The organism is Sphingomonas sp. Leaf230, assembly GCF_001421745.1.
GTDB lineage: Bacteria > Pseudomonadota > Alphaproteobacteria > Sphingomonadales > Sphingomonadaceae > Sphingomonas.
On the sequence record NZ_LMKW01000001.1, the window covers coordinates 96,222 to 116,828 of the forward strand.

General features: G+C 65.6%; 23 protein-coding genes. 17 read left to right on the forward strand and 6 right to left on the reverse strand.

The window, feature by feature from the left end; genetic code table 11:
* The first annotated feature begins 20 nt into the window (after positions 1 to 20).
* Both ASE82_RS00435 and ASE82_RS00440 read left to right on the forward strand, forming a co-directional pair.
* Positions 21 to 4,100: a translocation/assembly module TamB domain-containing protein gene (locus tag ASE82_RS00435; protein WP_056059458.1), complete on the forward strand. Its 4,080-nt coding sequence runs from the start codon at positions 21 to 23 to the stop codon at positions 4,098 to 4,100.
* A 38-nt stretch (positions 4,101 to 4,138) separates the two neighbouring features.
* Entirely contained in the window at positions 4,139 to 5,140 is a 1,002-nt protein-coding gene (locus ASE82_RS00440) for a glycoside hydrolase family 3 N-terminal domain-containing protein (RefSeq protein ID WP_056057459.1), read from the forward strand.
* A gap of 304 nt (positions 5,141 to 5,444) precedes the next feature.
* Here ASE82_RS00440 and map read toward each other — a convergent pair whose 3' ends face one another.
* A complete protein-coding gene (map, locus tag ASE82_RS00445) occupies positions 5,445 to 6,218 on the reverse strand; it encodes a type I methionyl aminopeptidase (protein ID WP_056057462.1) in 774 nt (257 codons plus the stop codon).
* A 1-nt stretch (position 6,219) separates the two neighbouring features.
* Positions 6,220 to 6,411, reverse strand: coding sequence for a ParD-like family protein (locus ASE82_RS00450; RefSeq protein ID WP_056057466.1), 192 nt, complete (start codon positions 6,409 to 6,411; stop codon positions 6,220 to 6,222).
* Between the two features lie 106 nt (positions 6,412 to 6,517).
* On the opposite strand from ASE82_RS00450, the gene ASE82_RS00455 reads away from it, so the two are divergent.
* From ASE82_RS00455 to tatC, 5 genes are read left to right on the forward strand one after another with little or no spacing between them, the layout of a single operon-like run.
* Positions 6,518 to 7,240, forward strand: a complete 723-nt coding sequence (locus tag ASE82_RS00455; protein ID WP_056057469.1) for a segregation and condensation protein A — start codon at positions 6,518 to 6,520, stop codon at positions 7,238 to 7,240.
* Positions 7,237 to 7,839, forward strand: coding sequence for an SMC-Scp complex subunit ScpB (scpB, locus tag ASE82_RS00460; protein WP_056057472.1), 603 nt, complete (start codon positions 7,237 to 7,239; stop codon positions 7,837 to 7,839). The genes ASE82_RS00455 and scpB overlap by 4 nt, the downstream gene beginning before the upstream one ends.
* A gap of 35 nt (positions 7,840 to 7,874) precedes the next feature.
* Positions 7,875 to 8,120, forward strand: coding sequence for a Sec-independent protein translocase subunit TatA (locus ASE82_RS00465; RefSeq protein ID WP_056057475.1), 246 nt, complete (start codon positions 7,875 to 7,877; stop codon positions 8,118 to 8,120).
* 38 nt (positions 8,121 to 8,158) lie between these two features.
* Positions 8,159 to 8,683: a Sec-independent protein translocase protein TatB gene (tatB, locus tag ASE82_RS18700; protein ID WP_082440940.1), complete on the forward strand. Its 525-nt coding sequence runs from the start codon at positions 8,159 to 8,161 to the stop codon at positions 8,681 to 8,683.
* A 43-nt stretch (positions 8,684 to 8,726) separates the two neighbouring features.
* Complete coding sequence (gene tatC, locus ASE82_RS00475; RefSeq protein ID WP_056057478.1) at positions 8,727 to 9,509, forward strand: twin-arginine translocase subunit TatC; 783 nt, start codon at positions 8,727 to 8,729, stop codon at positions 9,507 to 9,509.
* 96 nt (positions 9,510 to 9,605) lie between these two features.
* On the opposite strand, the gene ASE82_RS00480 is transcribed toward tatC, so the two are convergent.
* The 3 genes from ASE82_RS00480 to ASE82_RS20225 form a co-directional block, all read right to left on the reverse strand.
* Complete coding sequence (locus ASE82_RS00480) at positions 9,606 to 9,740, reverse strand: entericidin A/B family lipoprotein (RefSeq protein WP_056057480.1); 135 nt, start codon at positions 9,738 to 9,740, stop codon at positions 9,606 to 9,608.
* Positions 9,741 to 10,044: 304 nt separating this feature from the next.
* Positions 10,045 to 11,586, reverse strand: coding sequence for a sensor histidine kinase (locus ASE82_RS00485; RefSeq protein WP_056057485.1), 1,542 nt, complete (start codon positions 11,584 to 11,586; stop codon positions 10,045 to 10,047).
* A gap of 86 nt (positions 11,587 to 11,672) precedes the next feature.
* A complete protein-coding gene (locus ASE82_RS20225; RefSeq protein WP_268795387.1) occupies positions 11,673 to 11,807 on the reverse strand; it encodes a NepR family anti-sigma factor in 135 nt (44 codons plus the stop codon).
* A 302-nt stretch (positions 11,808 to 12,109) separates the two neighbouring features.
* Between ASE82_RS20225 and ASE82_RS00495 the strand changes: the two genes are divergently transcribed.
* From ASE82_RS00495 to ASE82_RS00505, 3 genes are all read left to right on the forward strand, one after another.
* Positions 12,110 to 12,913 carry a response regulator gene (locus ASE82_RS00495; RefSeq protein WP_056057492.1) on the forward strand — a complete coding sequence of 268 codons (804 nt, stop codon included), beginning with the start codon at positions 12,110 to 12,112 and terminating at the stop codon, positions 12,911 to 12,913.
* A 75-nt stretch (positions 12,914 to 12,988) separates the two neighbouring features.
* Positions 12,989 to 13,126, forward strand: a complete 138-nt coding sequence (locus tag ASE82_RS19655; protein WP_162236661.1) for a hypothetical protein — start codon at positions 12,989 to 12,991, stop codon at positions 13,124 to 13,126.
* Positions 13,127 to 13,222: 96 nt separating this feature from the next.
* Positions 13,223 to 13,870: a sigma-70 family RNA polymerase sigma factor gene (locus ASE82_RS00505; protein WP_056057495.1), complete on the forward strand. Its 648-nt coding sequence runs from the start codon at positions 13,223 to 13,225 to the stop codon at positions 13,868 to 13,870.
* Positions 13,871 to 13,895: 25 nt separating this feature from the next.
* Here ASE82_RS00505 and ASE82_RS00510 read toward each other — a convergent pair whose 3' ends face one another.
* Complete coding sequence (locus ASE82_RS00510) at positions 13,896 to 14,078, reverse strand: hypothetical protein (protein WP_056057498.1); 183 nt, start codon at positions 14,076 to 14,078, stop codon at positions 13,896 to 13,898.
* Between the two features lie 151 nt (positions 14,079 to 14,229).
* Between ASE82_RS00510 and ASE82_RS00515 the strand changes: the two genes are divergently transcribed.
* The 7 genes from ASE82_RS00515 (at position 14,230) to ASE82_RS00545 (ending at position 20,600) form a co-directional block, all read left to right on the forward strand.
* A complete protein-coding gene (locus ASE82_RS00515; RefSeq protein ID WP_156348712.1) occupies positions 14,230 to 16,839 on the forward strand; it encodes a bifunctional [glutamine synthetase] adenylyltransferase/[glutamine synthetase]-adenylyl-L-tyrosine phosphorylase in 2,610 nt (869 codons plus the stop codon).
* A complete protein-coding gene (locus ASE82_RS00520) occupies positions 16,832 to 17,284 on the forward strand; it encodes a peroxiredoxin (RefSeq protein WP_056057505.1) in 453 nt (150 codons plus the stop codon). Before ASE82_RS00515 ends, ASE82_RS00520 begins: the two co-directional genes overlap by 8 nt.
* Before the next feature lie 269 nt (positions 17,285 to 17,553).
* A complete protein-coding gene (locus ASE82_RS00525; protein WP_235524311.1) occupies positions 17,554 to 18,324 on the forward strand; it encodes a M23 family metallopeptidase in 771 nt (256 codons plus the stop codon).
* A 47-nt stretch (positions 18,325 to 18,371) separates the two neighbouring features.
* On the forward strand, positions 18,372 to 18,710 hold the full coding sequence (erpA, locus tag ASE82_RS00530; RefSeq protein ID WP_056057508.1) for an iron-sulfur cluster insertion protein ErpA: 339 nt from the start codon (positions 18,372 to 18,374) through the stop codon (positions 18,708 to 18,710).
* A gap of 7 nt (positions 18,711 to 18,717) precedes the next feature.
* Entirely contained in the window at positions 18,718 to 19,488 is a 771-nt protein-coding gene (gene xth / locus ASE82_RS00535; RefSeq protein WP_056057510.1) for an exodeoxyribonuclease III, read from the forward strand.
* Positions 19,485 to 20,273, forward strand: a complete 789-nt coding sequence (locus ASE82_RS00540) for a transporter (protein ID WP_056057512.1) — start codon at positions 19,485 to 19,487, stop codon at positions 20,271 to 20,273. The genes xth and ASE82_RS00540 overlap by 4 nt, the downstream gene beginning before the upstream one ends.
* Positions 20,274 to 20,600 carry a hypothetical protein gene (locus ASE82_RS00545; protein WP_056057515.1) on the forward strand — a complete coding sequence of 109 codons (327 nt, stop codon included), beginning with the start codon at positions 20,274 to 20,276 and terminating at the stop codon, positions 20,598 to 20,600.
* Positions 20,601 to 20,607: the final 7 nt, after the last annotated feature.

The following is a 20,607-nucleotide window of genomic DNA, read 5'->3' on the forward strand; positions in this document are numbered from 1 at the left end:
GATGGATCGCAAGCGCGGTCATGGCACTGCTCGTGATCGTCGGTACCGCGTTGTTGATCGTCGACACCGACATCGGCCACCGTTTCGTCGCGGACCGGATCGCGGCGATCAAGACGGCGAATGGCTTGCGCTTCACGGTCGGGCGGATTGATGGCTCATTATACGGCGACACGCGCCTGACGGATCTCCGCGTGTACGATCTGGAAGGGCTGGTCTTCCAGGCGCCCAACGTCACGCTCGACTGGTCGCCGTTCGACTGGTTCTCGAACCGCCTCGAGATCCGCCGGCTGATCGTCGATCGCGCGATCCTGACGCATACCCCGCGCACCCGGCCCTCGAAGACGCGCGGCCCGATACTCCCCGACTTCGACATTCATATCGGCAAGCTCTCGGTCGGCCGCCTTACGCTGGCGAAGCGCGTGCTCGGGACCCAAAGGATCGCGACGCTCGAAGGCCGCGCGGACATCCGCTCCGGCCGCGCACTCGTCGATCTCAAGGCCCGCGTCGCCGGCAGCGACGACCTGAAGCTTCGGATCGATGCCGAGCCGGCGCGCGACCGTTTCGACCTCGACGTCGCCGCGAAGGGGGCCGCGGGCGGCGTGCTCGCGCGGATGGTGAAGGCGAAGGGCCCGGTCGCGCTCGCGGTCACCGGCGACGGTAGCTGGGCGAAGTGGAACGGCCGCGCGAACGGCATCGTCGGCACGACGCGCGTCGTCGATCTCGCGCTCGCGCAGGTCGCCGGCCGCTACACGCTGTCGGGCACGCTCGCGCCATCGTCGCTGCTGAAGGGGCGGCTGCAAAAGCTGACCGCGCCGCGTATCCTGGTCAACGGCAGCGCCGGGTTCGCCAACCGCCGCCTCGACGGCCAGCTGTCGCTGCGCACCCCCGCGCTGGCGGTCGACACGACCGGCATCATCGATCTCGCCACCAACGCCTATCGTGACGTGCGGATCAAGGCACGGCTGCTGCGGCCGCCCGCGTTGTTCGACAACATGACCGGCAACATGGTCGAGCTTCGCGCGATCCTCGACGGCCCGTTCGCGACCGCGGCGTTCGACTATCGTCTCGACGCCAGCTGGTTCGCGTTCGACCAGACCGGGTTCGAGAACGCCCACGCCGCCGGCAAGGGCCGCTTGTCCGCCGCCCCCGTCACCGTTCCGATCCGCTTCACCGCCGCGCGCGTCACCGGCGTCGGCACCGTCGCGGGCGGGATCTTGCGCAACCTGTCGGTCGACGGCCTGCTCCGCGTGACGCCGACGTTGCTCACCGGCGACGCGCTCAAGCTCCGCTCCGACAAGCTCACCGGCAGCATCAATCTCGCGGTCGACCTGCGCAACGGCCAGTTCGAGGTCGGCATCAACGGCGGGCTCGGCCGCTATCTGATCCCCGGCCTCGGCATCGTCGACGTGAAGTCCACGTTGCGCGTCGTCCCCGGCCCCAACCGCCACGGTACGCGCGTCATCGGCCAGGGCAGCGCGCAGATGGTGCGGCTCGATAACGCCTTCTTCCGCAGCCTCGCAGGCGGTCTGCCGCGGATCACCACCAACCTCGAACGCACCACCGACGGCATCCTCCACTTCACCAACCTGGTGCTGACCGCGCCGCAGATCCGGCTGACCGGCAACGGCTATCGTCGTCGCGACGGCACCTTCCATTTCGAGGGAAGCGGGCGCCAACAGACCTATGGCCCGGTTCAGCTCGTGCTCGACGGCCAGATCGACAAGCCGACGCTCGACCTCGTCTTCGCCAGCCCCAATGCGACGCTCGGCATGTCGAACGTCCGCGCGCATCTCGATCCGACGCCGCAGGGGTTCGCGTTCACCGCAGCCGGCGGATCGCGGCTTGGGCCGTTCACGACCAATGGCGCGATCCTGTTGCCGCCGGGCGCCGATGCGACGATCGCCATCGCCGCGCTGAACGTTGCCGGCACCAAGGCGAGCGGTAACATCGCGGTCGTCGATGGCGGCTTCAACGGACAGCTCGCGGTTGCCGGCGGCGGTATCTCGGGCGAACTTCTGTTCCGTCCGGTCGGGACCGTTCAGCGCATCGAAGGCCATCTCGCCGCCAAGGCCGCGACGCTCGACACCGTTGCGCTCCGATCGGGCAAGCTTGATTTCGTCACGTTGCTCGATCCCGCCGGCACCTCGATCGAGGCGACCGCAACCGGCCTCGGCCTGCGTCGCGGCACGCTCAGCCTCGCCCGGTTCAACGGTTCCGCATCGCTGCGCGGCGGCGTCGGGACGATCAAGGCATCGATCGCCGGCTCGCGCGGCCGCGCGTTCGATATCCAGAGCGTGACTCAGGTGACCGCCAACAGCTACGCGATCTCCGCGCAAGGCACGCTCGACGGTCGCCCACTGAAACTGCTCACCCCCGCGATCCTGACTGAGGGCGAAGACGGCTGGCACCTCGCGCCCACCAAACTCAGCTTCGGCGGCGGCGAGGCGCAGGTCGGCGGCCATTTCACCGGCACCAGCACCGCGGTCGACGCCAGCCTGACGCGGATGCCGCTAGCGCTTCTCGATATCGGGTATTCCGGGCTCGGGCTCAGCGGTTCGGCATCAGGGCGTTTCAACGTCGTCACCGCGAACGGCGCCGCGCCGACCGGCAAGGCCGATCTCACGATCCGCGGGCTCAGCCGCGCCGGGCTCGTCCTGTCGTCGCGACCGATCGATGTCGGCGTCGCGGCGGTGCTCTCGCCCGACAAGCTCGGCCTGCGCGCCGTTATTGCGTCCGCCGGCAAGACGATCGGCCGCGCCCAGGCCCAACTCGCGCCACTCGGGCAGGGGGACCTCGCCTCGCGTATCACCAACGCCCGCCTGTTCGGCCAGCTCCGCTACAGCGGTCCTGCCGATACGCTTTGGCGGCTCACCGGGGTCGAGTTGTTCGACCTGTCGGGCCCTGTCGCGATCGGTGCGGATGTTGTCGGGACGCTCGCCAACCCGACGCTGCGCGGTATCGTCCAGGCGAACGGCGCGCGGATCGAAAGTGCGACCACCGGCACCGTGCTGACTAATGTCCAGGCGACCGGGCGCTTCGGCGGCTCGCGACTTGTGATCGACCGGTTCGGCGCGGACGCGGGCAAGGGCGGCCGCGTCACCGGCACCGGCCAGTTCGAATTCGCCGCCGCCGCGGGAGTGGGTCTCGACCTCAAATTGCAGGCCTACAAGGCGGTGATGATCAACCGCGACGACATCGGCGCGACCGTCTCCGGGCCGCTGACGTTCAAGTCGAACGGCTCGGGCGGCACGATCGCGGGCGATGTCGTGCTCGACAAGAGCCGCTACCGCCTCGGCCAGGCCACCGCTGCCAGCGCCGTCCCCCAACTCAACATCCGCGAGATCAACCTGCCCGACGGCGGCGAGGAAGTCGCGACCCCGACCAAGCCGTGGACGCTGGCGATCAAGGCCCGCGCGCCGAACCAGGTCATGGTCAGCGGCCTCGGCCTTACCAGCGAATGGTCCGCCAACCTCCAGATCGCCGGCCAGCCCGAGAACCCGGCGATCACCGGCCGCGCGACGCTGATCCGCGGCGACTACGAGTTCGCCGGGCGACAGTTCGAGTTGGCGCGCGGCGTGATCCGCTTCGACGGGCAGGTCCCGGCGAACCCGGCTTTGGATATCGAGGCGAATGCGGACTCGACGGGCCTGAGCGCATCGATCCGCGTTACCGGCTACGCGCTGAAACCCGAGATCGGCTTCACCAGCACGCCAGCATTGCCCGAGGACGAACTCCTCTCGCGGCTGCTGTTCGGTACCTCGATCACCAATCTGTCCGCGCCCGAGGCTCTCCAGTTGGCAGCGGCGGTCGCGGCGTTGCAGGGCGGTGGCAGCGGCCTCAACCCAATCAACGCGGTACGTCGTGCAGCAGGTCTCGACCGCCTCCGCATCCTCCCGGCCGATCCGCAGACCGGGCAGGGCACCTCGATTGCGGCGGGCAAATACGTCACCCGGCGCCTCTATGCGGAGATCGTCACCGACGGTCAGGGCTATTCCGCCACGCAGGTCGAGTTCCAGGTCACCCGCTGGCTGTCATTGCTGTCGAGCATCTCCACGCTCGGCCGCCAAAGCGCCAACGTCCGCGTGTCGAAGGATTATTGAAGGATGATCGCGCACGCCGGTTTCGCTAGAAAGAACGCATGAAGCCCGTCATCTTCGGCCTGTCTGGCCCCGTCCTCACCCCCGCCGAACGCGCGTTCTTTGCCGAGTGCGAGCCCGCGGGCTATATCCTGTTCAAGCGCAACATCGTCGATCGCGCGCAGGTGAGGGCGCTGACGGACTCGCTCCGCGCGCTGGCCGGACGCCAGGATCTGGCGATCCTGATCGACCAGGAGGGCGGCCGCGTCGCGCGGATGGGACCACCCGAATGGCCCGCATTCCCCGCTGGCCCGGTATTCGACGCAGCCTATGAACGCGCACCGATGACCGCGATCCAGGCAGCGCGAGCGAATGCCCAGGCGCTGGGCGTGATGCTCAGCGAGGTCGGGATCACAGTCGACTGCCTGCCGCTGCTCGACGTGTCGCAGCCGGACACCACCGAAGCCGTGGCCTCACGCACTTTCGGCTCCGATCCCATGCGTGTAGCGGCTCTCGGCCGCGCAACGCTGGAGGGACTGGCCGAAGGCGGCGTGGTCGGTGTCGTCAAGCACATGCCCGGCCACGGCCGCGCGCGAGTGGACACGCACCACCACCTCCCAACCGTCACCGCGACCGATGCCGAGCTCGAGATCGACCTCGAACCGTTCCGCACGCTCAACCAAGCACCGATGGGCATGACGTCGCACATCGTCTTCGACGCGTGGGATGCCGACCGCCCCGCGACGCTGTCACCGATCGTGATCGACGAGATCATCCGTCGACGGATCGGCTTCGACGGCCTGTTGATGACCGACGACATCGACATGAAGGCGCTGTCCGGCACCGCTGGCGACAAGGCAGCGGGCGCGATCGCTGCCGGGTGCGATTTGGTGCTCGACTGCTGGGCGCGGATGGACGAGATGGTCGAGATCGCCGGGCGGCTGGGGGAAATCTCGGAGGCGTCGCGAGCGAGGCTCGATCGGGCGATGGCGTCGGTCGGGACGGGCAAGGGTGATTTTGCGGAGCTGATCGCTACGCGGGATGCGTTGTTGGCGCGGGCCTGACTCTAACCCATCATCCCCCCCGGCGAAGGCCGGGGCCCAGTTGGAAAGGTTGCAGTAACGAAGTGCAACGGTAGTCAGTACCGTTCCTCAACTGCGCCCCGGCCTTCGCCGGGGTGGTGTTGGTGGAGGGGCCCCCGTTCGTCCTGAGTAGCCGCTGAGCTTGTCGAAGCGGCGTATCGAAGGACAGGTTGGCGTGCGGAACCCATGCTTCGATACGCGCCTTCGATACGGCTCTGACGAGCCTACTCAGTCGCTACTCAGCACGAACGGAATGGGGATGCGAACGGCCACGCGTTCCCCCCCGTCACCCCAACCCCCGAGCCCGCTCGTCCCGCCGCAGCGTCAGCACCTCGACCCCGCCGCGCGTCACCGCCACCGTATGCTCGAACTGCGCGGATAGCTTGCCGTCGTCGGTCACCACCGTCCACCCGTCATCCTCGGTCGACACCTTGCGCGTCCCCTGGTTGATCATCGGCTCGATCGTGAACACCATTCCCTCGCGCAGCGTCATGCCGGTCCCCGCGCGCCCGAAATTGAGCACCTGCGGCTCTTCGTGCATCTCGCGGCCGATGCCGTGCCCGCAATAGTCGCGCACCACCGCATAGCCGTGCTTCTTCGCGTGCCGCTCGATCGCAAAGCCGATATCGCCGAGATGCGCGCCCGCCCGGACCTGCCGGATACCCTGCCACATCGCCTCCTGCGCGACCCGCACGAGGCGCTTTGCGGCGGGTGGAACGTTCCCGACAAGGTAGGTTTTACTCGAGTCGGCTATGAAGCCGTTCTTCTCGAGGGTGATGTCTAGATTGATGATGTCGCCGTTGCGGATGATGTCGCGAGGGTTGGGCACGCCGTGGCAGACTACCTGGTTGATCGAGCTGTTGAGGACGTACTCGAAGTCATATTGGCCCTTGCTCGCGGGGCGGGCTTCGAGGTCGTCGGTGATGAAGCGGTCGACCCTGTCGTTGACCTGCAACGTCGACATTCCCCCCAGGTCCAGCGCGTCGAGCATCTCGAACACCGACGCGAGCAACGCGCCGGATATTCGCATCAGCGCCAGTTCGGCGGGCGTCTTCACCATCTCAGACTACGCTGACCGAGGCCGCAGCGAGTTGCGCGGTGACGATATCATTGAACGAAAGCGTCGGGTTGGCCTCGGCGAGCATGCCGATCTTCATCCAGAACTCCGCCTGCGCATTGATCGACCGGCACAGCACCTGACTCGCCCGCCGCGCATCCTCGTGCAGCGCGTCGTCGATCTTCACGATACCCATTCAAGCCTCACATTCACTCTGACCATACGAAGCATGTACGGTTCATATGGTCGTGGGTCAAACGTGGAGGCTGGATGCCTAGCAGCGCGCGCTGTAGCGTCCGGCGATGGACGACGCGCAACTGACTCTGGATCTCGACGGATGGGAGGGGCCGCTCGATCTACTGCTCTCGCTCGCACGCGGGCAGAAAGTCGATCTGCGGAAGATCTCGATCCTCGCGCTGGTCGAGCAGTATCTGGCGTACGTCGACTCCGCACGCGCGCTCAAGCTCGAACTCGCGGCCGACTATCTCGTGATGGCCGCATGGCTGGCGTATCTGAAGTCGGCATTGCTCCTGCCGCGCGACCCGCTCGCCGAGCCCGACCCGGAGAAACTCGCGCTGCGGCTCCAACTGCGGCTCGAACGGCTGAGTGCGATGCGCGAGGCCGGTGCGCGGCTGATGGCGCGGGATCGCACCGGGCGCGACGTTTTCCTGCGCGGCGCACCCGAGGGGCTGCGGACGGTGCGCAAGGCCGCATGGCAGGCGGAGATATTCGACCTGATCGCCGCGTACGGTCGCATTTCCGCGCGGACTCGGCCGGTGATGCACGTCGTCGCCGACCGCGAGGTGATGACGCTGGAAGCAGCGCTCGAGCGCGTGTCGATGCTGGTCGGCGAACGAATCGACTGGAGTGTGATCGAAAGCTTCCTCCCCGAAGCGGGCGAGCGTCTCCGGCGGTCGGCGCTGGCATCGAGCTTCGTTGCGGCACTCGAACTCGCGCGGCAGGGGAAGATCGAATTGCGCCAGGCGTCACCCTTCGCGCCGCTGTATCTGAGAGCCCGCGCGTGACCCCACCGGACGACTTCACGCGCGCCGTCGAGGCGGTGCTGTTCGCAGCCGAGACCCCGCTGACGATCGACGCGATCCGCGCGCATGTCGGCACCGGCGACGTCCGCGCGGCACTCGCCCAACTGACCGCCGACTATGCCGGTCGCGGCATCGCGATCGTCCGGCGCGGGGAGCGCTGGCAGTTCCAGACCGCGCCGGACATGGCGCACATGCTCCGCCGCGACCGCGAGGAACCGCGCAAGCTCAGCCGCGCAGGGATCGAGACGCTGGCGATCATCGCGTACCACGAGCCCGTGACCCGCGCGGAAATCGAGGCGATTCGCGGCGTGCAGATCTCGAAGGGGACGCTCGACGTCCTGATGGAAGCGGGCTGGGTGAAGCCGGCCGGGCGGCGCGAGATGCCGGGACGCCCGCTGATGTTCGCGACCACGCCTGCATTCCTCGTCCATTTCGGCCTCCAGAGCCGCCGCGACCTGCCCGGAATCGACGATCTGCGCGCCGCCGGGCTGCTCGATCCGGTCGATCTGGCGTTCGATCGCCTCGAAGATGGCGAAGACGACCGGGAAGATGGCGAGGTGGCTGGCAAAGCGGCAGGATGAGGCTTAGATAGGGTTCAGTTTCCAGGAGAATTGCCATGGGCGGTTTTAGCCCGATTCACTTGCTCGTTCTCGCGGTCGTCGCGATCCTCCTCCTCGGCGGCGGCCGATTCTCCAGCCTGATGGGCGACGTTGCCAAGGGCGTGAAGAACTTCAAGAAGGGCATGTCCGAGAACGACGACGAGACGCCGGCCAAGCCATCGGCGCGGATCGAAGCGCAGAAGACTGCCGATCCCGCGTTCGATCGCGACGGCAATCGCGTCCGTGACGACCGTCCTGCCTGAAGCCGGCAGAGTTGACGACCCTAGATAGGCGCGGCTGAATGTTCGATATCGCGCCCTCCGAGTTTCTGCTCGTGGCTTTCGTCGCGCTCGTCGTGATCGGTCCCAAGGATCTGCCCAAGGCGATGCGCGTGGTCGGCTATTGGGTCGGCAAGGCGCGTGGCGTCGCGCGGCAATTCCGCTCGGGCTTCGATTCGATGGTCCGCGAGGCCGAACTCGAAGAGATGGAAAAGCGCTGGGCGTCGGAAAACGAACGCATCATGCGCGAGCATCCACAGACGGGCACGGACTCGACGGCCGATACCACGCAGGTGGTGCACTCGCCGGAGACGGAGGAGCACCGTCGCGATTATCGGTCCGTCGATCATACCGATGAGCCGGTGATGGTCGAGAAACCCGTGGTGGCTGCTGCTTCGGAGCATGCTTCGCCGGTACCGGCCGAGCAGGAGCATAAGCCATTGGCGGATCGCGGTCCGGACCTGTTCGACGGACCGCTGGATACGCCAGCCGCGACCGCACCCCATCCCGGCGACAAGACCGGCAAGTCCGACGTGGCGTCATCGTGAACGCAGCGGGCGTGACTATCCTCCATAACGCCGAAAGCCAGACATGAGCGAGATCGACGAAAGCCGGGCGCCGTTGCTCGACCATCTGATCGAGCTACGGCGGCGGCTGCTTTACTGCATCGCCGCGCTGGTCGTGACGTTCGCAGTGGCGATGTATTTCGCCGAGAACATCTTCGGCTTCCTGGTTCACCCGCTGCTCGCAGCCGGCCAGAACAAGGTCATCTATACCGAGATCTTCGAGGCGTTTTTCGTCCAGATCAAGGTCGCGTTCTTCGCCGCGATGATGCTGTCGTTTCCGGTGATCGCGAACCAGGTGTGGCAGTTCGTCGCACCCGGCCTGTACAAGAAGGAACGCGGCGCGTTGCTGCCGTTCATCCTTGCGACGCCGGTGCTGTTCCTAACGGGTGCTGCGATGGCCTATTACGTCGCGATCCCAATGGCGCTGCACTTCCTGCTCGGTTTCGACGGCATGGTCGGTGGCATTCACCGCGAAGCGCTGCCGGCGATCGGCAATTACCTCTCGTTCACGATGCAGTTCCTGTTCGGCTTCGGCATCTCGTTCCTGTTGCCGGTCCTGCTGATGCTGCTGGAGCGGGCAGGGATCGTCACGCGCAAACAACTGATCGGCGCGCGGCGCTATGCGATCGTCGCGGCGTTCGCGATTGCAGCGGTGCTGACGCCGCCGGATATCGGCTCGCAGCTGCTGCTCGCGATCCCGCTGGTGATCCTGTACGAACTCGCACTGATCGGGATCTGGTTCACCGAGCGCAGCCGGGCGAAGGCCAAAGCGGTCGAGGGCGACTCCACCGACATCGTCGAGAGCTGACCCGCCGCGGGGCCTATACGAACCGCAAGGCCAGTACGAAAAAGGGGCCCGGTGCATGTGCACCGGGCCCCTTTTCATTATCATAAGCGCAAAGGCTTACTTGGCGTTGTTCGCGGTCTTTGCGACGGTCTTGCCCGCCGAGCTCACGTCCTTGCCTGCGCCTTCGACCGTGTTGCATGCCGACACCATCAACGCGCTGGCTACAATCGCCAGTCCAACCAACTTACGCATGATACTTCCTCCAAGAAGGGCTTGAATGCCACGGGAGGGGGAATGTTCGGGGACGCCATTCGTTCCGCCGCTGGAACCAACGCACGGCAGGAAAAGGCTATTTTTGGAATAAAGGCCCGGCAGCATCACCAGGGGGGGGAGGGTGTACTACCGGGCCTGTGTTCTGGATAGCGAGAGCGGGGGGGCATAAAGTCGCTATCCGAAGTGTAGAACGGTAACGGCGATGGTCGGTTCCCGCTTTTCTTCGAATCTATTCAATTAAATGCGTCGTCTGATATGGATCAGCCGACGTTGCAGAAAAGGCCTAGTCGCGCCCGGTAATGGCGAAGGCGATCTCGTACGCGCCGACCAGCGGATCGTGGTGCAAAGGCGATCGCAACTGGCGCGACAGGCCTTCCATGACGCGACCATAGCGCGACAGGGCCTCTCGGAATGCATCGCTCTCGACCAGCGCACGCGAAACGACGCGAACAACCGCCCGGTCGGGTTTGTCGGCGAGCTTGTCAGCCGGCTTCACCACGATCCTGATCTGAGCCGCCGGATCGCAGCTCATCGCCAGTTCGATCGTCTCCGTCACAAGAAACGCCAGCGCGACCGCGACGTCCTGGTTGACCAGATACGGATCGACATCGAGCGTGATGCCCAAACCATGCGAGCGATCCGACGCGGTCGCGCGGATATTTGCGGAAAGCTCGCCGATCATCGTCCGAAGGTTCAGGCCACGGTTTTCCTCGAGCTCGGCGAAGTGATTGCGGTGAACCACGGCCAGCGCATCGACGCGGCGCTGGATCGACGAGTAAGCTGCGGTAGCGTCGGGGCTTGGTGCGCTGCGGGCGTGGAAGTTGATCAGGCTGGAGATAACCTGAAGATTGTTCTTCACGCGGTGGTGCACCTCGCGCGTCAGCTTGGTCTGGCGCACGAGCCCTTCGGCAAGGCCGGCTTCGTGCAGCGCAACCGTCCGGCTGATCGACTGGAAGGTTTCTCCCAGTTCGCGAATTTCCTGTGCGGGCAGCGTGTGTACGGTGCCGAAGTCGAGTTCCTCGCCGGGTGTGAAGGCGGCCACCGCACCGCGCAGGCGGCGGAGCGGGCGGATCAGAAGCCGGTCGACCACGAACCACGCTATGCTCGCCGCAGCGATCCACATGAGCAGCGGCAACAGCATCGCCACGATCAGCGATGACGTCACGGGTGCGCTGCGGATACTCGTCCTCAACGCGAGCCCGGCGACACCGAGCTCAGTCCGCATAGTCTCCATGCGATCGAGCGGGCGCTCGTCGGCGATCGTTTCGAGGTGAAGCGCGTCCTCATCGAGTACGATCGCACTGCTGAATGCCGACGCTCGAGTCGAGGGACGTCCGATCTTCTCCAGGAAGGCGCGTGGGAAGAAGGCGCGGGCGGACGTGTCGCCGCTAGGTCCGGAAATCGCGAGGATGAGTCCGTTGTCGGGAACGATCGCTGCGGCGACGGGCATGTTGTCCTGCCGCACGGTCACCGGGTTGGGCAGCGGAACGCCGCACAGAACATGGCCGGCGCGGTCGGTGATGATGAAGCGCGTACCAGCCGACGACTGCTGGGCGAACACGCCCTGAGCGCGCGCGCAACTCGGGGCATCAGCAGGATCGGTCCCGAGCGCGTTCACCGCAACCCGAAGCGCGGTCATGTCGCCGACGAGTTCGATCGCGATGGCGCGCGCGCTTTCGTCTGCCGTCACGCGTAACCGGGCACGCGCCTCTGCATCGGCCAGCCGCGTCGTTTGCAACGTGGCAAACACCGCGATCAAGGCCAACGGCAAGAGCGCCGCACTGATGATCAGAAAAAGTTTAGCGCCGGTGGGCAAACTGCCCATCGCGGACAGCAGGCGACGTTTATTTAGCGGCGCTGGCTCCGGGGAGGTCGTATCTACAGCGGTCGCTATGGGCTCGCGGCCCACCGTCAGTCCAGCTTGCCGAGGAGTTCGAGCAGGTCGTCCGGGATCGTCTCGTCCACGGTCTTCTGATACACCGAACGCAGCGCCGAGCCCATTTGTTGGTCCTTATCAGGGACCTTGGCGGGTTTCGTTGCAGGCACTGTCTTCTCCGTGTCGTGGCCCAAACTCAAAACTTCCCCCTGCACGACGCAAACCAATATGTGATGACGAGCAAAACTGCGCCCTTGGGCACCGGACTACATACTCGCGAAAGATGTTCGTGAAACCAAATAGCGTCTGGATGGTTCCACACCCGAGCGAAAAATACGCATCTCCGCTCGATCGCAGCCGATACCTGGCGGCGATGGCGTGGACACGGGGCATTTTCGACCGACACCATTGCAATGACGCGAGCCACCCGACACATGAGGGGCCGCGTAGGATCAGGGAGTATTCGTTACCCATGTCTCTTGGACAGCAACTTGCACCGCACCTTCCATTTTTGCGGCGCTACGGCCGGGCCCTGACCGGCAGCCAGATGCACGGCGACAAATACGTGCGCGCCACGCTCGAGGCGATCGTCGCCGCGCCTGAGGAATTCCCCCGCGACGTCGATCCCCGTCTCGGCCTGTACCGGATGTTCCAGGCGATCTGGAACTCGGCGAACTTCGACGAGGTCGGTGACGAGAGCGTCAGCGATGCCGAGGGTCACGAAGCCGTCGCCCGCGCTCGCCTCGCACGGATGACTCCGCTGTCGCGTCAGGCGCTGCTGCTGACCGCGATGGAAGGCTTCACGCCCGAGGACGCGGCGTATCTGATCGAGGTCGATACCAGCGAAGTCGACGATCTGGTCGCGGATGCCTTGTCCGAGATCGAAAACCAGACCCGCGCCAAGGTTCTCATCATCGAGGACGAGCCGATCATCGCTATGGATATCGAGACGATCGTTCGCGATCTCGGTCACGACGTCACTGGCGTTGCGGTCACGCGTGACGAAGCCGTCGCGCTGGCGATGGAAACGCGTCCCGGTCTCGTTCTTGCGGACATCCAGCTCGCCGACGACAGCTCGGGCATCGACGCGGTCAAGGACATCCTGGCCGAGTTCGAGGTCCCGGTGATCTTCATCACCGCGTTCCCCGAGCGCCTGCTGACCGGCGAGCGCCCCGAGCCGACGTTCCTGATCACCAAGCCGTTCCAGCGGTCGACCGTGAAGGCCGCGATCAGCCAGGCGCTGTTCTTCGACCAGGCGACCGTCCCGACCGCCTGAAGGCGGCAATGCGTATCGGGTTCGTGACCGCAAGACAGTTACGGACCCAAAACGTTTTTCGCGAGTTTGGTGATTATGGCTGATCCGAACGAACCAATTCATATCGATACCGAGGATGCACGGGCTGGCGCCACGCCGCACATGACCCGGTACATCCTGGCGATCTCCCTCGTCTTGGTCATTGTTATCTTTGGCTTTATAATCCTGCGCTGAGCCGGATTATGAGCAGGTCGCTGGTATTTCCCGCGACCTGTGCCTATGTCTGTCGTCCGCGTACGGCAGTGTTTTATCGGGATTGATCGGATTACCATGACCCAGCCTGCTTCGCCCGTGGACGACGAAATGGATGATGTTGTCGAGCCGGTCGAGCATGTTTCCTTGTCGGATGCCGAGTTCAAGGTTCAGCTTGCCCAGGTGATCCCGCATTTGCGCGCGTTCGGGCGCTCGTTGTCGGGCAGCCGCGATCTCGCCGACGATCTCGTGCAGGAAACGCTGCTCAAGGCCTGGGCCGCGCGTCTTCGGTTCCAGGCCGGGACGAACATGCGCGCTTGGACGTTCATCATCCTTCGCAACCTGTATCTGTCGCAGATGCGGCGTGCGCGCTTCAAGGGCGAGTGGGACGATCTGGTCGCAGACCGTATCCTCGCTGCGCCTGCGAGCCAGGATCGTCACGTCGAGCTGGGCGATATGCAGCGTGCGTTGATGCATCTCCCTCAGCCGCAGCGCGAGGCTTTGATCCTCGTGGGCGCGGGTGGCTTCGCGTATGAAGAAGCCGCCGAAATCTGCAGCGTAGCCGTCGGGACGATCAAGAGCCGCGTTGCGCGTGGTCGTGTTGCGCTCGAGACGATACTGACCGATGGTTCGCTACCGTCGCGACGGGATCATGAGACGGACACGAGCAAGACGGCGCTTGATTCGATCATGGGCGATGTCGAAGAACTCAGCCGCGGTCGCTAGTCCCGATTAACGAACGCCGCATCGCTCAGTTTAGGCGATGCGGCATCGCGTCCAGGCGGCGCAACATCATCATCATATCGTCGGGTACCGAGTGCGTGTCGTCGAACGCGCCACGCAGCGCGTGACCGATCACGTCGGTCGCGCGGGGGCGGCGCACGACCTGCTGGCCGTTCTCTTCGCGCCTGATCGTGAGGAATGCGTAAGTCATGTTCGCTACAACGGGCCAATAGCGTTTTCGTTGCTTTGTCGTGACACGCGTAGACAGCGGATTATAGCGATGACGCATGGCTTTAGTCTCACCTGAACTGGCGATAAACGCCGCGCTCGACCGCGCAAGACTTTGGTCCCCATTCCTGGCGATGGTCCTCAACCGCGAGCCGGACTTGGCGCGATCGCTGGCGGCAGGAAAGCTGGACCTCTCCTTGTCGAGTGCCGAAGCCGACATGCCGGTCGCGCGTCGCCTGCGGATCGAACGGCGCGCAATGGCGCTCAACGTCGCGATCGGCGATCTGGCAGGCGTTCTCGATCTCACCGCGGTGACCGGCGCGCTGACCCGCTTTGCCGACTATGCGCTCGACACCGCGATCCGCACCGCGATCGAGGAACGGACCCCTGGCGCCGAACCACGCGGCTTCGTCGCGATCGCGCTCGGCAAGCAGGGCAGCAGCGAACTCAATTATTCGTCGGACATCGATCCGATCCTGTTGTTCGACCCGGCGACGCTGCCCCGGCGTCCGCGCGAGGAGCCGGAAGAAGCGGCGGTGCGGATCGGCAAGCGAGTCGTCGAACTGCTCCAGGCGCGTGATGGCGACGGCTATGTCCTGCGCGTCGACCTCCGCCTGCGGCCATCGCCCGAGATCACGCCGATCGCGCTGCCGGTCGATGCGGCGATCGCCTATTATGAGGCACAGGCGCTGCCTTGGGAACGCGCCGCGTTCATTCGAGCGCGTGCGGCGGCCGGTGACATCGCGCTAGGCCAGCGATTTCTCGACGCGATCCGTCCGTTCGTGTGGCGTCGCGCGCTCGATTTCGGCGCGATCGGCGAAATCCGCGGCATCTCCGCGCGGATCCGCGATCATCATTCGCAAGGCCAGGCATTCGGCCCCGGCTATGACCTGAAGCGCGGTCGTGGCGGCATCCGCGAGGCCGAGTTCTTCGCGCAGATTCATCAGCTGATTCACGGCGGTCGCGATCCCGCCCTGCGCGCGCCCGCAACCCGCGATGCCCTATCCCGACTGGCCGAAGCAGGCTGGATTGGTACCGACGAATCGATTGCGTTGATCGAGGGCTACACGCTGCTCCGGACGATCGAGCACCGCGTCCAGATGATCGACGATCGCCAGACGCACGCCTTGCCGACTGGCGATGCACTCCACCGCGTGGCGAAACTGCACGGGCTGGACGATTCGGGCGCGCTGTTGGCGTTGCTCGAGCCGCGCGTGACGGCGACCGGCCGGATCTACGACGCGCTCGACGATACTGTCCGCCCCGCCTTCTCGCATGACGCGGTGACGCTGGAAGCTGACCTAGCTGCGGCAGGGTTCGACGAACCCGAACCGGCACGTCGGCGGATCGAGGCGTGGCGGGGTGGCGCCTATCCTGCGCTGCGCAGTCCGGCCGCGCGTGAGGCGTTGGAGGCGGTGTTGCCGACGCTGGTTCCTGCGTTGGCGACTGCTCCTGTCCCACAGGCGGCGCTGCTCCGATTGGACGCATTGCTCGAACGCCTGCCGAGCGCGATCAACATCTTCCGCTTGTTGGAGGCGCGACCGGGCTTGGCGACTTTGCTTGCCGCCATCCTCAGCCATGCGCCCACGCTCGCGGACGATCTCGGTCGTCGGCCTGATCTGCTCGACGGACTGATCGATGCGACCGCGTTCGAGCCGGTTGGGGACGTCGCGGCGCTCGAAGCGATCATGCGCGCGGGCGAGGCGGGCGGCGACTATCAGTCCCGGCTCGACCATGTCCGCCGCGTCGTCGGCGAGCTTCGATTCGCGCTCGGGACACAGATCGTCGCCGGCGTGTCCGACCCGCTGGACGTCGCGGCAGGCTATGCACGCATCGCGGAGGCGGCGATCGGCGTCCTCGCAGCCGCGACGATAGAGGAATTCGCCAAGGTGCATGGTCGCGTGCCGGACAGCGAACTCGTCGTGCTGGCGCTAGGTCGAATGGGTGGCGCGATGCTGACCCACGCGTCCGATCTCGATCTCATCTATCTGTTTACAGGCGACTTCTCCGCCGAGTCCAACGGCCCCAAACCGCTTGGCGCGACGCTCTACTACAATCGTCTCGCCCAGCGGCTGACCGGCGCGCTGTCGGTCGCGACGGCGGCGGGCCCGCTGTACCAGATCGACACCCGGTTGCGACCATCGGGCGGGCAGGGGCCACTGGTCGTCACGCTCGACAGCTTCGCCCGCTACCAGCGCGAGGATGCCTGGACCTGGGAGCACATGGCGCTCACCCGCGCCCGCCCGGTGTTCGGATCGGCCGACGCTCGGGATACGGTGGCGGCTATCGTCCGCGACGTGCTCGAAGGCGATCGACCGGCGCGTGACGTGATCGCGGACGCGCGAACGATGCGCAGCGACATGGCCGCGCACAAGCCGCCCAAGGGCGCACTCGACGCCAAGCTGCTCCCCGGTGGTCTGGTCGATCTCGAATTCGCGACCCATGTGGTTCAACTCGTGAACAGGACCGGGTTCGACCCCAACCTGGGTGGCGCGATCGATGCATTGATTCGAGAAGGGCTCGTCCCGCCGTCGCTCCGCCCGGCGCACGACGTCCTCACGCGTTTGCTCGTGACGTTGCGGCTCGTCGCACCCGATGCCGCGCCGCCGGGGCATGCCACCGAGAATCTCATCGCCCGCGCAATCGGGGTGACGGACTGGGCGGCGGTGGTTGCCACGCTCGAAACGACGCGGCAGGAGGTCCGCCGGTTCTGGGTGCAGGTGACGGGAGAGCAGCATGGATGAAGGTTCGATGATCCCCGACGTATCGCTGACGATCGATGACGCCGTGGTTTCGCTCGCGAGCCTCGGCGCGCCGTTGGTGGTGTATTTCTACCCGAAGGACGACACAGCCGGTTGCACCACCGAAGCGAAGGACTTCTCCGCACTTTCCGACGCGTTCGCAAAGGCGGGCATAACCGTCGTCGGCGTGTCCAAAGACAGTGCAGCGTCGCACGCAAAATTCACGGCAAAACATGGACTTACGGTCCGGCTTGCCAGCGATGTCGAAGGTGTCGCCTGCGAGGCTTTCGGCGTGTGGGTCGAGAAGGCGATGTATGGTCGCAAGTACATGGGGATCGAGCGCGCGACGTTCCTGTTCGGCGCCGATGGGACACTGGCCAAGGCGTGGCACAAGGTCCGTGTGGCGGGGCATGCCGAGGCGGTTCTGGCCGCCGCCAAGGCGCTCTGAACAGCCCGCAGTAACGTTCGGAGATTCGCCGACATTTCACGTCCGATGTCGTCGTTGGCTTCCTGTTCCCTCGCAATCGTCCCAATTCGCATCAACTCGCCGCATCAACCTGCCGCTCCGCCGCGCCGACCGTGCGGGGCTATTGCCCGGAACGGCGGTATCCGGCCTAACCCACACTGTCTGGTGCGCGGAGGGGCTGCGAGTCAGGACAGAGTTTCGGAGCCGTCCGCCTGGAAGCGAACGGCCCTGCATTTTTGTGTCGGGGACCAATGGTCGAATTTACCGCAGCAGCCATCGTGACGCGCCTCGAGGCCGTATCGATGGTGTCCAAATCGTTCACGTTCCGCCGTTTGGCGATCGCCGCAACAGTGATGGGAATGACTACGGTCGGCGCGACTGCCGAGGCCCAGGTCGTTGCTTCGAAGGTAGCGCACCACGTCGCTGCAATCGGTGGTCCGATGATCGCCGCGAACACTGAGGAAGCCACCGCCGATCTCCGCGCCGACGCGCAGTTCCGCACGCTGTTCCAGACCTGGAAGAAGCTCGACGCGACGCAGCAGGGCGTGATCGCGATCCCTTCGGTTCAGCCGGTCCACTCGCTCTCGTTCACCAGCAATTTCGGCATCCGCTCCGATCCGTTCCGCGGCACCGCGGCAATGCATGCCGGCGTTGATATTCCCGGTCCGATCGGCACACCGATCTACGCCACAGCCGACGGCATCATCGCACACGCCGGTCGCCAGGGCGGCTACGGCAACATGGTCGAGATCAGCCACGGCAAGGGCATCGCGACGCGCTACGGCCATCTGTCGAAGATCCTCGTCGGCGATAACGCCCGCGTCGTTCGCGGCCAGCTGATCGCGCTGATGGGCTCGACCGGCCGCTCGACCGGCTCGCATCTTCATTACGAAGTCCGCATCGACGGCCATGCGGTCAACCCGGTACCGTTCTTGACGACCGCGGATTATCTCCTCGCCGCACAGGACCGCTCGGTAAACGCGATCCCGGTTTCGACTAGCGGCCCCGCCGCGCAGGACTGATCAACCCCAAGGTTGCCGCCGCTACTGCAACCTCCTATCTCCAGCGCATGGCAACGCTGGTCCAAGACATCATCCTCACCCCCTCCGCCGCGGCGCGCGTAGCGGCGATCGCCGTCAAGCAGGGGAAGCCGGCGATCCTGCGACTCTCGGTCGACGGCGGTGGCTGTTCCGGGTTCCAGTACAAGTTCGGGTTCGCTGATTCGGTCGAGTCCGACGACGTGATCGCCGAGCATGACGGCGTGAAGCTCGTCGTCGACAGCGTCAGCATCGATCTTGTGCGAGGTTGCGCGGTCGATTACGTCGAGTCGCTTGCCGGTGCCGCATTCAAGGTCGAGAACCCCAATGCCGCATCGGGTTGCGGCTGCGGCTCCAGCTTCTCGGTCTGAGACTGCCATGAAAATCGTCACGTACAACGTCAACGGCATCAAGGCGCGGTTGCCGCGGCTGATCGAGTATCTCACCGAAGACCAGCCCGACATCGTCTGTCTCCAGGAATTGAAGTCGAGCGACGACACCTTCCCGATCGCCGACATCGAGGCCGCCGGCTACGGCGCGGTCTGGCACGGCCAGAAGGCCTGGAACGGTGTCGCGATCCTCGCCAAGAGCGGTACGCCCGTCGTCCGCCAGCGCGGTCTCGAAGGCGAACCCGAGGACGAGCACAGCCGCTACATCGAAGCGGAGATCGACGGCCTGATTGTCGCCGCGCTTTATCTGCCCAACGGCAACCCGCAGCCCGGCCCGAAGTTCGACTACAAGCTCCGCTGGATGGACCGTCTCGCGGCCCGCGCGCGCGTCCTGCTCGCGGAGGAAAAGCCGGCCATCCTCGCGGGCGACTACAACGTCATCGCCAACGACGACGACACCTTCTCGGTCCGCGCGATGCAGGACGACGCGCTGATGCAGCCCGAAAGTCGCGAGCACTACCGCGCGCTCGTCGCACAGGGCTGGACCGATGCGCTGCGGACGCAATTCCCCAAGGGCGGCGTCTGGACGTTCTGGGATTACCAGGCCGGCGCGTGGCAGCGCGACGCCGGGTTCCGAATCGACCATCTGCTGCTCAGCCCGCAGGCGGCCGACCGGATGATCGATGCCGGCGTCGACAAGGCCTATCGCGGGCGCGAAAAGGCGAGCGATCACGCGCCGACCTGGGTCCGCCTGCGATGAGGCGGCTGCTTCTTGGTATCGCGTTGGCGAGCCTGTCCGGCACTGCAATGGCGCAGGACCGCGAATATTGCCCCGATCGTCCTGGCATCGATACGCCCGCCTGCACGATCGCGCCCGGAAAGATTTCGGTCGAGACGTCGATTGCGGACTGGACGCGCGACGACCAGCCGGGCTCGCGCGAGGACAATATCCTGTTCGGCGATACGCTGGTTCGCGTCGGCGTCAGCGACTCGATCGAGGCGCGGATCGGCTGGACGCCGTTCGGGCACGACCGGATGCGTGATTCGACCGGCGTGGATTCGGTCAACGGGGTCGGTGACGTGTCGCTCGGGATGAAGGCGAACCTCCACAATCCCGACGGCGCCGGCTTGTCGGTATCGGTGCTGCCGTTCGTGACGCTGCCGGTCGGGCGCTCGTCGATCGGCGCCGGCGATTGGGGCGCAGGGTTCCTCGTTCCCGTCACGTACGAGATATCCGACACGGTCTCGCTCGATCTGACTCCGGAGATCGATGCGGCGGTCGATCAGGACAGCAATGGTCGGCATCTCGCGTACAGTTCGACGGCTGGCCTCGCGGTGAAGCTCGACAAGGCTTTCACGCTGACCGGCGAGATGCAGGCGCTCCGCGACGACGATCCGCAGGAGCATGAGACGCAGGCGGTCGCGGCGCTGTCGCTGGCATGGATGGCGAACGATAATCTCCAGTTCGACGTATTCGGTGCGGCGGGGTTGAACGCGAACACGCCTGATGCGCGGGTATACGCCGGCATTTCCCGGCGGTTCTAGATGCTGGCCGGTCTGCTCCTGCTCCAAGCGGTAGCCGGGCCGCCGCTTCCACCCGAATTGCGCAAGCGGCCTGTTCGGTCGACGATGCCGTGTCCGGTCCAGACCGACCCCGATGGCGAGATCGTCGTCTGCGCGCGTTCGACCGAGCAGAGGCTGGCGACGCTTCCCGAACCGGTCCAGCCGCCGCGGGGGGACCCGCTGTCGTTCCGGCTGCCGGGTGGCGGCACGGGCAACGTCCACGCGATCCGAACGCAGCTACCCGGTGCGAGCGGGCAGGGGGCTGCGGTCACCCTCAAGCTTCCGTTTGGCAATGGGAAACGGGAGTAGGGCGGCG